Genomic DNA, 15,244 nt, shown 5'->3' on the forward strand with positions numbered 1-15,244 from the left:
GGGTTCGAGTCCCTCCGCCGGCTCAACATGAAACCATCACTTTTTAGTGGTGGTTTTTTTTTGATTCAAACTTTAAAAAAAAAATAAAATTGAAGTCCCAAATTCGATCAATATTTATGATTGGAATTTGGGACTTCAATTTTGGAATTTCTTTGCATAAAAAAAGCCCTGAAAATATTCAAGGCTTTTTTTATGGTGAAAACTATTTTTGTTCTTGCTTTTTAACTTCAGCAACATATTTGGTTAGCTTTTTTCCGTAAAGTGACTTTGCTACTTTTGGAGTCATTGATTTTTGAATGGTATCAAGAAACTTAACGTTGATATCATATATTTCAGCTAAAGCAATATAAGGTGCTATTTCGTAATCTTTGTGGTTAATCGCAAAGTTTGTAGCATATAAATATTTTCTTTTGATGTTAGATTGTTGTTTTGCATCCAGACTATCAATGGCTTTTTGATCTTGTCTTTTAATGGCTTTAAATCTTGGTTCTACCATTGCAAGGTTTTCATCATTAAAACGAGAATTTATTTTTTTGTATTCTTCGTATAATTCCTGATTTTTAGAACCGGTGATTTTAGCACCGTAAATAAAATTATCTAAATTAGTCTCGATATTGATGTTTCCAGGTTCTGCAAAAAATAAAATATTGTTGTCCATTGAGTTGGTTACTCCACGATCCAGGAATAAATAAAGCATTTCTGGAGATTCTAATTTGATATCACGCTCAAAAGCTGAGTTTCCATCAATTTTAATACTGTCAATTGCAACAAGCGATGTGTCAACAATTCTTTGAATATATAAAGTCCCGTTCTTTAATCCTTTAATGTTTCCTGTGATGTGCAGGTTGTCAGCAGATTCTTTTTTGCTACATGATGCGAATAGGGCAAGTGCAACAAAAGCAATAATTGATTTTTTCATTGGTTTTTAGATTTTGGTGCAAAATAAAGAAAATAGTTTGAATGTAATGATTCGTACTTTAAATTTTAATAAAAAATAAATCCCAATCTATTTCTAAATTGGGATTACTGTATTTTTATAAAAATGAGCTTTTTACATTGATAAATTATAGCTTACTCCTGTTTCATGTGTATACGTGAATTTGTTGTCACAATCATTGTTTCCATAGTCAATAACTCCTTTTAGAAATCCGCCTTCTATTTTTAGTTTTCCTTTCGAAATATAAACACAAGAATATTTTTTAACCAATGTTTCCTGAACTGTCAGAGTCAATGTCGCTCCTTTATCTGTAGTTACAGTATGATTTCCTTCTGTCATTTCATAAACGTTATCTTCTAGGACATAAGGAGTATCAACACCTGCTGTTTGTTTTACAGTATGTGTTCCTGAATTCGTGTAAACTTTTCCCTGAAGATCAGTAAATTTTCCGTTAGTTACTTTTCTGGTCCATTGTGGTACAGTTGGAACCGTTGTAGTGTTGGTATATTCAATTGTTCCTTCCAGTTTTATTCCGTTAATAGAATAATCTATTCTTTCGATAGTCAATTTGCTTCCTGTAGTAATAATTGGTCCTGAAAGTGTAATTTTTAGTTTTCCTTTTCTTGTAAGTTGATTATCTGCGCAACCTGCTGTTCCATAGTCAACTGTAAATACTTTTGGATATGTGGTTCCTGATACTGTAACTGTTGCACAAACTCCAGCTGGAGTTTCAGTTTGTTTTGCTGTTGGTGAACTGTTTGTAACACGTAAACCAGTGTTAATATCCATCTCGTTTGCTGCATCAATTGCAACAGAAGCAGCTACAGACGTAGTGTCAGTTTGATTGGCAACATTGTCATTTGAACATGAAACATAAATTAACGCTGTAGCGCAAATGCTTACAAGTAAAAAAGCTGTTTTTTTCATAGTAGTTTTTTTTAAGTTAGATTAAAGGCATTCAAATGTAATAAAAAAAATGAATTACAATAAAAAAATCCTGTGAGTCAGACCCACAGGATTTTAAAATTATTTTTTTTTGAAAATCTTATTTAATCATTTCGAAACTTCTTTTTACAAAAGCAGTTAAAGCTTCACCTTTTAATAGGTTTTGCGATAATTTTGCTAAGTCTAAAGCTTGTTTTACCAAGTGTTCCTGATGAGTTTTGTCTTCTGTATTCAAAATGTTTGTTGCCAAAGCAGAGTTAGTGTTAACTACTAAATTGTACATTTCAGGCATGTTACCCATTCCAAACATTCCGCCACCACCAGATTGACTCATTTCTTTCATTCTACGCATAAATTCTGGTTGCGTGATGATGAACGGAGCTGCCTGACTGTCCATAGCTTCTAATTGCACAGAATATGCTTTTGGAATGTAAGCTTCTAATGAAGTTTTAAGCGTTTCTTTTTCTTCATCAGATAATTTAGAAATTGTGTTTTCGTCTTTTTTGATTAAGTTATCAATATGATCAGAATCCACACGCACGAAAGTTACATCTTTATTATCGCCTTCAATTTTTTGGATCAAATGCGAGATAATCGGAGAATCTAAAAGCAATACTTCGTATCCTTTTTCTTTTGCTGTTTCAATATAAGAGTGTTGAGCATCTTTGTTTCCAGCATAAAGAACTACCAATTTTCCGTCTTTATCAGTTTGGTTTTCTTTTAATTTCTCTTTTAATTCTTCTAAAGTAAAGTAAGTGTCATCTACCGTTGGGTACAACACAAAGGCACCAGCTTTTTCGTAGAATTTATCTTCAGAAAGCATTCCGTACTCTAAAACAATTTTGATATCGTTCCATTTTGCTTCAAAATCAGCACGGTTTTCATTAAATAAAGCTTTTAATTTATCAGCAACTTTACGAGTAATATAGTTTGAGATTTTTTTAACTGCACCATCTGCCTGTAAACCTGAACGAGAAACATTCAAAGGAATATCCGGAGAATCAATTACACCTTTTAACATAGTCAAAAATTCAGGTACAATTCCTTCTACGTTATCAGTAACATATACTTGGTTTTGGTACAATTGAATTTTATCTTTCTGGATTTGCATATCTGTTCCTAATTTAGGGAAATACAAAATTCCAGTTAAGTTGAAAGGGTAATCTACATTCAAATGAATGTTGAATAAAGGCTCTTCAAACTGCATTGGATACAATTCTCTGTAGAAGTTTTTGTAATCTTCATCAGATAATTCAGTTGGTTGTTTTGTCCAAGCTGGGTTTGGATTGTTGATGATGTTATCAACTTCAATAGTTTCATTGATATAATCTTCAGGAGCATCTTCCGGTTTTGGAAGTGTTTCTGTTTTTGTTCCGAATTTAATTGGAATAGGCATAAACTTGTTATACTTATTCAATAATCCTGCAATTTTTGAATCTTCTAAAAATTCAAGAGAATCTTCCGCAATATGAAGAATGATTTCTGTACCACGTGAAGTTTTGTCAGCCGGCTCTAAAGTAAATTCAGGGCTTCCATCGCAAGTCCAGTGTGCTGCTGGTTCGTCTTTGTATGATTTTGTAATAATTTCTACTTTCTCAGCAACCATAAAAGCAGAATAGAAACCAAGACCAAAGTGGCCAATAATTCCAGAATCTTTAGCAGAATCTTTGTATTTATCAAGGAATTCTTCAGCTCCTGAAAAAGCAACCTGATTGATGTATTTTTCTACTTCATCAGCAGTCATACCCAAACCTTGGTCGATAATATGGATTTTTTTACCTTCTTTATCAACTTTGATTTCAATAACCGGATTTCCGTATTCAACTTTAGCTTCGCCAATGCTAATAAGGTGTTTTAATTTTAAAGTAGCATCGGTTCCGTTTGAAACCAGCTCACGTAAAAAGATTTCGTGATCGCTGTACAAGAACTTTTTGATTAAGGGAAAGATGTTTTCTACTGAAACATTAATTTTACCTGTTGTCATATTTTATTTATTTTTTTAGTTTAATGTGATGATTGTCATTCCTTCAAATAGAATACCAATTGTTTTTTGGGTGACAAAATGACCGAAGTGTTAATTTTGAAAGAAAATAATTAGATTTTGGAACTGTTAATATTTCAATGAATCGTATATTTGTGGTACACTAATTGTTAAAGGTGTAAGTATTAACTTAAAAAATGTCCAAATGAAGAAAATCATTTTCATGTGCATGATCGCCACGATGGTATTCGCGTGTAAATCAGCTTCGTCTACAACTGCTTCTACAGAAGCACCAACGCTTTCAACTAAACTTGATAAATCGACTCAAGTAGCTATCAAAGGAAATTGGGTTCTTACCAATGTATCTTATCCGGGTTCTGATTATATAAAAGTCAATTCATTTGATCTTGCAGATTCTAAATGTTTCATAGGTAGTACCTGGAATTTTATTTCAAATAATAATAAAGGTACAATGACATTAACCGCACCAAGTTGTACGGCATTTACTTCTCCAATTGTATGGAGTATCAATAATCAAGGTCTTTTTGTACTGAAAATTGTCAATCCGGGAACAAAATCAAAAAATGTTAAGGAAGGATATTTATTAAAAGTTGCAGGTTTGAGTGATAATTCATTTCAATTAATAGACAACATTAATGTAGGCGGACAAACTAAAGATGTTACTTACCAATTTCAAAGAGCCAATTAATATTAAAATATATACACATGAAAAAGATAACAGTTTTAGGGTTGAGTAGTTTACTTGTATTAGTTAGTTTTTTTACAAGCTGCGATTCAGTTAAAAATGCAAATAACACACAAAAAGGAGCCGGAATTGGAGTAGTTGCCGGTGGTCTTATTGGTGGTATTTTAGGAAATAATTTAGGAAAAGGCGGAAACGCTGCTTTAGGTGCTGCAATTGGTGCTGCCGTTGGTGGTGGAACAGGAGCGCTTATTGGAAATAAAATGGACAAGCAAGCCCGTGAAATCGATCAGGCGCTTCCAGGTGCTGATGTTGAAAGAGTAGGTGAAGGAATTCACTTAACTTTGAACGAAAATGCAGTTCGTTTTGATACTAACAAATCAACTCTTACTTCTACTGCAAAAGCAAATTTAGATAAATTGATTCCTGTATTCTCTGAGTACGGTGATACTGATATTCAAATTTTTGGTTACACTGATAATACAGGAAAACCAGAATACAATTTAACACTTTCAGGACAAAGAGCTGCATCTGTACAAGCTTATTTAGTTTCGAAAGGTTTAAAATCAAGCCGTTTCAAAACTTCAGGTTTAGGAATTGCTGATCCTATTGCTACAAATGATACTGCCGAAGGAAGAAGCCAAAACCGTCGTGTTGAGTTTGCTATTACAGCAAATGACAAAATGGTAAATGATGCAAAAACTGAAGCTGGTAAATAGTTTCGAATACAATAAAAAAAATTAAAAGCTGTTTCTTAATTGAAGCAGCTTTTTTTTTGACATTAGAATTTAAACATTGTAAATTTGGACTTTCAAATACAACCCATGCTCGACATTCAGAATATTTCTTTTTCATATACCGATAAACCCGTTATTAAAGACGTTTCATTTACTATAAATAAAGGTGAAAACATTGCTATTATTGGCGAAAGTGGCTGCGGAAAAAGTACGCTTCTTAAGCTAATGTACGGCTTGTATGATTTAGATGAAGGCAAGATTTTTTATAATGAAAAACCAATTTTAGGACCAAAATATAATTTGATTCCGGGAATGCCCTATATGAAATATTTGGCACAGGATTTTGACTTGTCTCCCTATGAAACGGTTGCTGAAAATGTTGGAAAATTTCTATCGAATGGTTTTGCCAACATGAAAAAACTACGTGTCCAGGAATTATTGGAGATGGTAGAAATGGAACAGTTCTCTAATGTAAAAGCTAAATTTTTAAGTGGAGGACAACAACAGCGTGTAGCGTTAGTTCGCGTTTTAGCCTTAGAACCGGAAGTGATTTTACTTGACGAACCGTTTAGTCAAATTGATGCTTTTCGTAAAAATGCTTTACGTAGAAATTTGTTCCGATATTTAAAACAAAAAGGAATTACCTGTATCATCGCAACACACGATAGTACAGATGCATTATCATTTGCTGATGAAGCGATTGTAATGCGTAATGGCGAAATTATTGTAAAAGATAATCCGACAAAGATTTACGAAGATCCTGAAACTAAATATGTCGCTTCGTTATTTGGTGAAGTAAATGAAATACCAACTCATTTATTGCTTGATTATGAAGATGAAACTCATAAGACATTAGTATATCCGCATCAGCTTAAAATGCTTACGGAATCTAAGTTGCCGGTTAAAATCAGAAGAACTTATTTTAGAGGAAATCATTATCTGATCGAAACCGTTTATAAAAGGCAATTAATCTTTTTTGAAAGTGAAATTGATTTGCCATTGGAACAAGAAATTTTCTTAGGATTAAATTATCTGTAATGAGAAAATGTCTCAATTTGGATAATTAGATAATTCTCTGACTTTTTAAAATAGCAAACCCGACAAGTTTTGAAACCTGTCGGGTTTGTTTTTTATGTCTAATTTATAATTAGAATTTTATGAGTTTGAAAATGGTATTTAAAATGGTTAATTAAAGTACTAGAATAACGTTACATTAATTTTCTTCTCTTTTAATACTTTTCAGGTTTTTGCTGTAAAAACTGTTTTTTCAATTAATAAAAGAACATTATCTAATATATAATTAAACTATATTAAATTGCTAATAACGAAAAAAATAGTAATTTGTACGCTTATGTTTTAAAGTATACTTAAATTTGCAATCCAATTTTTTAACAAATAATAAAAGAATATGTATCATTCAAAAATAGCGGGCTTAGGATATTATGTTCCTTCAAATGTTGTGACCAACGATGATTTGTCTAAATTAATTGATACCAATGACGAATGGATTCAGGAAAGAACCGGAATTCAGGAGCGCAGACACATCATTCGTGGAGAGGATACCACAACTTCAATGGGAGTAAAAGCAGCTAAAATTGCAATAGAACGTTCTGGCGTAGCCAAAGAAGATATTGATTTTGTAGTTTTTGCTACATTAAGTCCGGATTACTATTTTCCAGGTCCTGGAGTTTTAGTACAACGTGATTTAGGATTAAGAACAGTTGGAGCACTAGACGTTAGAAACCAATGTTCAGGTTTTGTTTATGCAATTTCTGTTGCAGATCAATATATTAAAACCGGAATGTATAAAAATATTTTGGTAATTGGTTCGGAGGTACATTCAACCGGATTGGATATGACAACACGCGGGCGTGGAGTTTCGGTAATTTTTGGTGATGGAGCAGGAGCGGCTGTTTTAAGTCGTGAAGAAGACTTGACAAAAGGAATTTTATCAACTCATTTGCATTCAGAAGGGCAACATGCTGAAGAATTAGCATTACAGGCACCGGGAATGGGAGCACGTTGGGTAACCGATATTATTGCTGATAATGATCCGAATGACGAAAGTTATTATCCGTACATGAACGGACAATTTGTATTTAAAAATGCAGTAGTTCGTTTTGCTGAAGTAATCAATGAAGGTTTAGAAGCAAACGGTTTACAAGTTTCAGACATTGATATGTTGATTCCGCATCAGGCAAATTTGAGAATTTCACAGTTCATTCAGAATAAATTTAAATTGTCTGATGATCAGGTGCATAATAATATTCAAAAATACGGAAACACAACTGCAGCATCGATTCCAATCGCTTTGACAGAAGCTTGGGAACAAGGAAAAATCAAATCTGGAGACACAGTTGTTTTAGCCGCTTTCGGAAGTGGATTCACTTGGGCGAGTGCTATTATTAAATGGTAAATTAATTCATCTTGCATTATATTTAAAACCTGCTCTGTTAAGAGCAGGTTTTTTTATACTTTAGTACTGTCATTGAGGGGAACAAAGCAATCTCACAGCTAATATTACGTTACTAATTAAAAATGAGATTGCTTTGTTCCTCGCAATGACAAACTATGAGAAAATAGATTATAATCAAAATGAAAAAAAATCAACTTGAAATAGCATGTTTTAATTACGAATCGGCAATAATCGCTCAGGAAAATGGTGCGGACCGAATCGAATTATGTGATAATATGAAACTTGGCGGAACTACACCAAATCCGATTTTGGCAGTTAGAGTACGCGAAAAGTTATCTATAAAAATGCACGTTATTATAAGACCTCGAGGTGGAGACTTTGTTTATACAGATGATGAGTTTGTTGAAATGAAACAAGACATCAAACAATTTAAAAAACTTGGAGTTGATGGTTTTGTGTTTGGAATTTTAAAAGAAAATGGAAATATAAATAAAAGACGAAATAAAGAACTAGTCGATTTAGCGCATCCACTTTCATGTACCTTTCATCGTGCTTTTGATGTTGTAAAAGATGTCAAAAAATCTCTTAAAGATGTAATTGACTGCGGATTTAATGCAATACTCACTTCTGGTCAGGGAATAAATGTTGAAGAAGGAATATTTGATTTAGAAAAAATTCAAAAATGGGCCAAAGACCGAATTGAAATTATGCCTGGTGGAGGTTTGCGATCCTCTAATATTAAATTATTGCAGGATAAACTCGAGCCAACATTTTATCATTCATCGGCAATAACAGATAATACGGAAACTGCAAATCCGGAAGAAATTAAAGAATTGCGAAATTTTTTATAATCAGGATATAAAATAAGAAAGCCTGGAGTTGGCATACTCTAGGCTTTCTTTTTCTACAAGAACTATTAAAATCTACTAATAAAAGCGGGATTAAAACATTCCACCACCACCTTTGTTAGTGTTATCTTCTCTTTGTTTACGTTGTAAATTTTTGATTTTTCCTCCACCAAAGTTGTAGGTTAAACCAACATAAACCGTTTGACTTTCCCATCTAAACTCACCTGTTTGCGGATAAGGATAAATTCCGTCAAAAGAATATTTCATCGTATTGAAAACGTCATTAAAACGTACACTAATGTTCATCTTGTTGTCTAACAATGTATAACGCGAACCAATGTCCATTTTGTACATTTCATTTCTTTTTTGTTGAATCTCATTAACTGGTCCTCTGAAAAAACCGAATAATAAAAAGCTTAAACGTTTTGTAGGTTTGAAATTTGAATTCATACGAGCATTAAATGCTGAAGTTGTAACACTTCTTTGAAGTGGCGAACTTGTGCTTGTTGCCGGATCAAATTCAAAAACAACACCTTCTTGTTTTATGCTTGAAAAATCAATAGATGGTTGGATATCCCACCATTTTGCAATTTTATAATTAAGAGATAAATCAAAACCATAAGCACTATTGTGGTCATAATTCGTGAAACTTAAAATTTGTTTGTATCCTGAAGGATCATTAGGATCAGGACTTAATGTTCTGCTGATCTGATCATTAATGCTTCTTACGAAAACACCCGCTGTTACACTTCCTTTTTCAAGAGTTTTAGTGTAATTTACTTCTACAGAGTTTGTAAACTGAGGTCTTAATTCAGGATTTCCGTATGATGTTACTAACGGAGTAGAAAACTCACGAATAGGTTTTGTCTGCTCTAAACTTGGGCGGTCAACACGACGGCTGTAGCTTAATTGCAATACATTTTTTTCATTCAGATTATAAGTTAAATAGGCTGAAGGATATAATGTGATATAATCATCATCAAATTTTGTTTCACCATGATTTAAGTTTGCAGCAACTTTATAGCTCTCAAAACGAGTTCCTAATTGGTAACTGAATTTTTTGAATTTCTGACCAAAAGTTACGTAAGCTGAATAAATATCTGTATCATAAGTATAGTTAGAAACTTGGTCTTCAGTAGCAACTAAAGGATTTCCAGTGGTATAATCATTGTTTGATCTTGTTATTCTGGCTTCAGCACCAGCTTCAAGAGTCGTTTTGTCGTTTAACGGATTTACGTAATCAACATTGATTGTGCTTAATTTTCTTTTGTCACCAATAAAATCACTATAAACGATATCATTTGTTGAATTGTCTGGTCGTGTTGTTTGCGTGTCGAAACTTGCATCTTGACTTACTTTAGTATCACTATAGTTTCCTTCAAAATCTAAAGTATGTCCTTCTTTTTTAAAGATATGTTTGTAGGCTAAATTGTAAGTTCCGGTTTTACTTGGACCATGGTATCTTGAATTCTGATAGATGTTCAAAATATTTGGATCACCATTATTGTAATCAATATCGGTTAATACAATTCCGGTTCCGGTCGATTTATTTTGATTGGTATAAAAAGACAACGTATTGTGATCATTGATTAAATAATCCATACCCACTTTATACAAGTAGTTATCATTATCATTCGAAATATCTAAATTTTGATTAACCGGCTGATCTAATCTTACGATATGACCTTCATTATAATATGTACCAAAATTTTGTCCAGCATTTCCAAAAAAGTTTACTTTCCCGGTTTTATAATTCAAATCTAATGATTGATTGTATTTTGCAGTGTCTCCAAAAGTAATACCACCACTGTAGCTTCCGTTGAAACCAGTGTTAGCATTTTTGTGCAAAATGATGTTGATGATACCTGACATTCCTTCCGGATTGTATTTTGCACTTGGATTTGTAATCAACTCAATTTTTTTGATAGAAGTCGATGGAATTTGTTTTAACAATTGAGCAGGATCAATATTTGAAGGTCTTCCGTCAATTAATACACGTACATTGTCATTTCCACGAAGTGAAAGTTTTCCGTCCTGATCTACGTTTACTGACGGAATGTTGCTCATAATATCAGATGCAGAAGCTCCGGCAGTTGTTAAATCTTTTCCGACAGTAATTACTTTTCGGTCAATTTTTTGTTCCATTGTAGAACGTTCAGCAACTATGTTTACACCTTTAAGCTGAGTAGCTTCTTCTTCAAGAGAAACATTAACAGTTGCCGTTTTTTTATTGTCGCTTAAAATTACAGAACCAATGTATTTTCTAAATCCAATATATTGAATCTCGATTGTATAACTTTTTAAAGCTAAATTTTTAATTGTAAAGTCTCCATTGTCATCTGTATTGACTCCTGAAACTACTTTTCCGTTGTCTTTGATAGAAACTGTTGCGTAAGAAATTGGTGCGTTATTCGATTTTTCGGAGATTTTTCCCGACACTGTTCCTGTGTTCTGGGCCTGAGCTGTTGCAATTACTCCTAGTAATGCGAACAGAAAGAATTTTAATTTCATAATAGTGCTAGTTGATTATTTTGATTTGATTGATGATGATTGTTTTTTTGTTTTTGTTAGATTTTTTTTGGCTTTAAATGAATTCAAAGTTCCTATTAAGACTCTTTTATTGTTGATATGTTACAAGGAAAAACCAAAAAAATATCTTTTTTATTTTATTTGTGCTGTTTTATAGGAGATTAGCGTTTTAATTTTTTGATAATTTTAACATTCAAAACCAAATACTTTTTAAGAAATTCTAAGCGTTTTATTCAATTTTATATGTTTTTCATTTTCTGTAATTGACGAATAAGCAGTATCTTTGCTCACTTTAAAATAAGTTTACATGTCATTATCACAAATTCTTACACCTTCAATACAAAAAGCAATACAAGCATTATTTGATGTTACTGTTGATAAAATCGAATTTCAAACAACCAGAAAAGAGTTTGAAGGGGATATTACAATGGTAATTTTTCCATTATTGAAAGTAATCAAAAGCAATCCTGGCGAACTTGGAAATAAAATCGGGAATTATTTAGTTGAAAATGTTTCTGAAGTTGCCCGCTTTAATGTGGTTTCAGGTTTTCTGAATATTGTAATTGCAGATAGTTATTATTTGAATTTCTTTAATGAAATAAAAGACAATACAAAGTTTGGGTACGTAACCCCAAATCCAGAGGATAAAGCTATAATGGTGGAATATTCTTCGCCAAATACCAATAAACCTTTACATTTAGGTCACGTTCGTAACAATTTGTTAGGATATTCTGTTGCTGAAATTATTAAAGCTTCAGGTAAAAAAGTATACAAAACGCAAATCATCAACGATCGTGGAATTCATATCTGTAAATCGATGTTGGCCTGGGAGAAATTCGGAAATGGAGAAACTCCTGAAAGTTCAAATTTAAAAGGAGATAAATTAGTTGGTAAATATTATGTGGAGTTTGATAAAGCTTATAAAGCAGAAATTAACCAATTAATAGAAACCGGTAAAACTGAGGAAGAAGCAAAAAAACAAGCACCTATTATTGTTGAAGCACAAGATATGCTTAAGAAATGGGAAGCTGGTGATGAAAAAGTAATTGAGCTTTGGAAAATGATGAACCAATGGGTTTATGATGGTTTTGCAACAACTTATACTAATCTTGGAGTTAATTTTGATAAATATTACTACGAAAGTAATACGTATTTATTAGGAAAAGATGTTGTTCAGGTTGGACTTGATAAAGGTGTTTTTGAAAAAGATCCTGATGGTTCAGTTTGGATAGATTTAACCGATGAAGGTTTAGATCGTAAAATCGTTTTGCGTTCTGACGGAACTGCGGTTTATATGACACAAGATATTGGAACTGCAATTCAGCGTGTGAAAGACATGCCAGATGTTGGTGGGATGGTTTATACCGTTGGAAACGAACAAGATTATCATTTTAAAGTATTATTTTTAATTCTGAAAAAATTAGGTTTTGACTGGGCTTCAAGCTTATATCATTTATCATACGGAATGGTTGATTTGCCTTCAGGGAAAATGAAAAGTCGTGAAGGAACTGTCGTTGATGCCGATGATTTGATGCAGGATATGACTGATACGGCTAAAAGAATTTCTGAAGAGTTAGGAAAACTAGATTATTATTCTACAGAAGAAAAAGCTAAACTTTATAAAACAATAGGTTTAGGAGCTTTAAAATATTATATTTTAAAAGTAGATCCTAAAAAACGTATTTTGTTTAATCCGGAAGAATCTGTTGATTTTGCCGGAAATACAGGGCCGTTTATACAATATACATATGCGAGAATTCAATCGATAATCCGTAAAGCTGATTTTGATTTTTCTGCAACAACAAATACCGAAGAGCTTCACGAAAAAGAAAAAGAATTGGTGAAACAAATCGAACTTTTCCCAGAAGTAATTCAGAATGCAGCACAAAATCACAGTCCGGCTTTGCTCGCCAATTATACTTATGATTTGGTAAAAGAATACAATTCATTTTATCAGTCGGTGCATATTTTAGGAGAAGTTGATTTAACTAAAAAGATTTTCAGAGTGCAGCTTTCGCAAAAAGTTGCTGAGGTTATTAAGTCTGCATTTACATTATTAGGAATCGAAGTTCCGGAGAGAATGTAAACGTTTAATTATAAAAAGTAAAGAGCCGATAATTTTTTATCGGCTCTTTTTTTATGCGTAATATTTGGCAAAAATTGAGAAATATAAATCTTTACAATCAACGAATAAAATTAATATGATGAATAGGTTAAGGATTTGTTAGACTGAATTTTCTTCTAAAAAAAATGACTTTAGATTTGTAAATGTTAATATTATACTTATGTTTACAGTAAGAAAATGATTTATAAAAATATTCTGAAAAGCCAATAAACAGAGGAGATCCCCAGATCTTTTATGATTTAAAATAATCGAGGAAGCTGAAAATCGTAAGAGTAAGCAAAACCAAAAACATGAACAAAATGATTAAAAAACCTCTTTTCGTACTGGCATTTTTATTTGCGCTTAGTACAATGAATGCACAAGATTTAGTTTCTCCTTCTTATGGATTCTCTCACAGTAAAACAGCCTACATTACTTTGGCAGATGGTACAGAAATTAACGGAACTATCAAAGATATTGATAGAGAAAAAGGATTAATTGAGTATATTAAATTACAAGACGCAGCAGGAAAAAAACACAAACTAAAACCAGAAGATATTAAGTTTATGTACTTGCCACCAAGCGGACTTGATAATTTAACTAAAAGCTTAGATTTTATTTCTGATTTTCAAAAATGGAGCGATGATAAATTGAACCAAGAGTACATAAAAGAAGGTTACGCCTATTTTGAAACTGCTGATGTACAAATCAAAAAGAAAAAAGAAAAATTATTAATGCAACTCTTAAACCCGGGATTTAGTAAAGAGTGCAAAATATACTGTGATCCACATGCAAAAGAAACTACTTCATTAGGAGTTGGTGGAGTTAAATTTGTTGGAGGAGATGCAAAATCTTACTATGTAGCTAAAAAAGATGCGCCAGCAGTTTTATTAAAGAAAAAAGAGTATAAAAAAGAATTTGCACCATTATGGGGTAGCTGTGAAAAAGTAATTTCTGCAAATCCTGAGCCTAAGTGGACAGATTTAACAAAACATGTTGTTTCTTACTCTGAGTGTGTAGAGTCAAAATAATACTTGTTTAAAATATATAGAATAAAAAAAAGCCGATAGCATTAAAACTATCGGCTTTTTTACAACTAACACAAACCATTTTTATTTTACGAACTTATCGATAATTTTGTCTGTTTCTGCTTTTGAAGTGTCTGGTTTTAAATCAAACAAAAGAGAATACAAAGCTTTTCTATCCACTTTAGCTTCTAAGTTTAAGTCTTGATGTCTGTCAAACAGCGTTTGCCATTTGTCACGAACATTTTTCCATAGGGCATTATTTTCTTTCCACCATTTTTGAGCAGCAGCACATTTAATATCCGGAACTTTAGTATAAACATCAAATCCTTTTTCTTGTGCTAACAATACATCTTTTCCGCTGTCATCTCTAACTAATTTGTCATTGTCTTGCTCATGATTCCATCCAGTTGAGGTAATTTCATGAATGTTTCTTCTTTTTAAAACATTATAATCATTACGTTTCGTTTGTTCTCTTCTTGGTAGAGGAGCATCAGCAACGTTTGCCCAATAATCTTTTCCGTCAACATGTACCCAGGTTGATGATCCTTCGTATCTTGGACTATCATCTACCTGATATACTTTTTGAGTCCACTGTCCTTTAACAGCTTTCTTGTCTAATTTTTTGTATTTCCACGATGTTGCTTTATCGAATGAATATAAGTCTGTGTTTTCAAAAAGCCAGTCTTGTCTCCAGTGTTTGATAATCATATCATCACTTACTATTAATAGGTGCTGCATCACAATTTTGTTTGGCGTATCTTCTAATAAATCAACCCATTCTAAAGCAGACTCATGTTTAGTTTCTGACGGTTTGTACGTAAGAGTGTCTTTTGGATATGAAAAAGTTTCAGTAAAATTAAATTTCACTTCGTAACAACCACACATTGATTTTATTGATTTAATGTCTTGCTGCTTTTTATCCTGGCTAAAACCAAGAGTACAAGTCAAAGCCATTACGGCCGAAAAATAGAGGCTTTTTGTAATCATAACTTATTGTTTTGTTTTAAAAATTTTTT

Annotated in this window: 12 protein-coding genes and 1 tRNA gene (1 of these 13 only partly in view); 8 read left to right on the forward strand and 5 right to left on the reverse strand. The window is 32.4% G+C overall.

The features are described 5' to 3' along the window. Window positions 1-23 (forward strand) — tRNA-Thr (locus tag AC1RRN_RS13450); it begins 151 nt to the left of the window's first position. A gap of 179 nt (window positions 24-202) precedes the next feature. Here the strand turns inward: AC1RRN_RS13450 and AC1RRN_RS13455 are convergent. From AC1RRN_RS13455 to htpG, 3 genes are all read right to left on the reverse strand, one after another. Next, window positions 203-919 (reverse strand): DUF4369 domain-containing protein, encoded by a 717-nt coding sequence (locus AC1RRN_RS13455; RefSeq protein WP_492967773.1) that lies wholly within the window; start codon window positions 917-919, stop codon window positions 203-205. A 132-nt stretch (window positions 920-1,051) separates the two neighbouring features. Then, window positions 1,052-1,864, reverse strand: a complete 813-nt coding sequence (locus AC1RRN_RS13460; RefSeq protein ID WP_492967774.1) for a hypothetical protein — start codon at window positions 1,862-1,864, stop codon at window positions 1,052-1,054. A 118-nt stretch (window positions 1,865-1,982) separates the two neighbouring features. Then, complete coding sequence (htpG, locus tag AC1RRN_RS13465; protein ID WP_492967775.1) at window positions 1,983-3,866, reverse strand: molecular chaperone HtpG; 1,884 nt, start codon at window positions 3,864-3,866, stop codon at window positions 1,983-1,985. Window positions 3,867-4,068: 202 nt separating this feature from the next. Between htpG and AC1RRN_RS13470 the strand changes: the two genes are divergently transcribed. The 5 genes from AC1RRN_RS13470 (at window position 4,069) to AC1RRN_RS13490 (ending at window position 8,570) form a co-directional block, all read left to right on the forward strand. Then, window positions 4,069-4,572, forward strand: a complete 504-nt coding sequence (locus AC1RRN_RS13470; RefSeq protein WP_492967776.1) for a lipocalin family protein — start codon at window positions 4,069-4,071, stop codon at window positions 4,570-4,572. Between the two features lie 17 nt (window positions 4,573-4,589). After that, the gene (locus AC1RRN_RS13475) at window positions 4,590-5,285 is read left to right on the forward strand and encodes a YiaD family glycine zipper/OmpA-like lipoprotein (protein ID WP_492967777.1); all 696 of its coding nucleotides are present in this window, start codon (window positions 4,590-4,592) and stop codon (window positions 5,283-5,285) included. A gap of 105 nt (window positions 5,286-5,390) precedes the next feature. After that, window positions 5,391-6,341, forward strand: coding sequence for an ABC transporter ATP-binding protein (locus AC1RRN_RS13480; RefSeq protein ID WP_492967799.1), 951 nt, complete (start codon window positions 5,391-5,393; stop codon window positions 6,339-6,341). A gap of 370 nt (window positions 6,342-6,711) precedes the next feature. Next, window positions 6,712-7,719, forward strand: coding sequence for a beta-ketoacyl-ACP synthase III (locus AC1RRN_RS13485; protein ID WP_026982874.1), 1,008 nt, complete (start codon window positions 6,712-6,714; stop codon window positions 7,717-7,719). Between the two features lie 179 nt (window positions 7,720-7,898). Next, entirely contained in the window at window positions 7,899-8,570 is a 672-nt protein-coding gene (locus AC1RRN_RS13490) for a copper homeostasis protein CutC (protein WP_492967778.1), read from the forward strand. 90 nt (window positions 8,571-8,660) lie between these two features. Here AC1RRN_RS13490 and AC1RRN_RS13495 read toward each other — a convergent pair whose 3' ends face one another. Further along, entirely contained in the window at window positions 8,661-11,078 is a 2,418-nt protein-coding gene (locus tag AC1RRN_RS13495; RefSeq protein ID WP_492967779.1) for a TonB-dependent receptor, read from the reverse strand. A gap of 325 nt (window positions 11,079-11,403) precedes the next feature. On the opposite strand from AC1RRN_RS13495, the gene argS reads away from it, so the two are divergent. Further along, window positions 11,404-13,182 (forward strand): arginine--tRNA ligase, encoded by a 1,779-nt coding sequence (gene argS / locus AC1RRN_RS13500; RefSeq protein ID WP_492967780.1) that lies wholly within the window; start codon window positions 11,404-11,406, stop codon window positions 13,180-13,182. A gap of 338 nt (window positions 13,183-13,520) precedes the next feature. Beyond that, complete coding sequence (locus tag AC1RRN_RS13505; RefSeq protein WP_492967781.1) at window positions 13,521-14,231, forward strand: hypothetical protein; 711 nt, start codon at window positions 13,521-13,523, stop codon at window positions 14,229-14,231. 81 nt (window positions 14,232-14,312) lie between these two features. Here the strand turns inward: AC1RRN_RS13505 and AC1RRN_RS13510 are convergent, their stop codons facing one another. Then, window positions 14,313-15,215, reverse strand: coding sequence for a DUF6607 family protein (locus AC1RRN_RS13510; protein WP_492967782.1), 903 nt, complete (start codon window positions 15,213-15,215; stop codon window positions 14,313-14,315). Window positions 15,216-15,244: the final 29 nt, after the last annotated feature.

It is taken from the genome of Flavobacterium sp. GW821-FHT11G01, assembly GCF_058808175.1.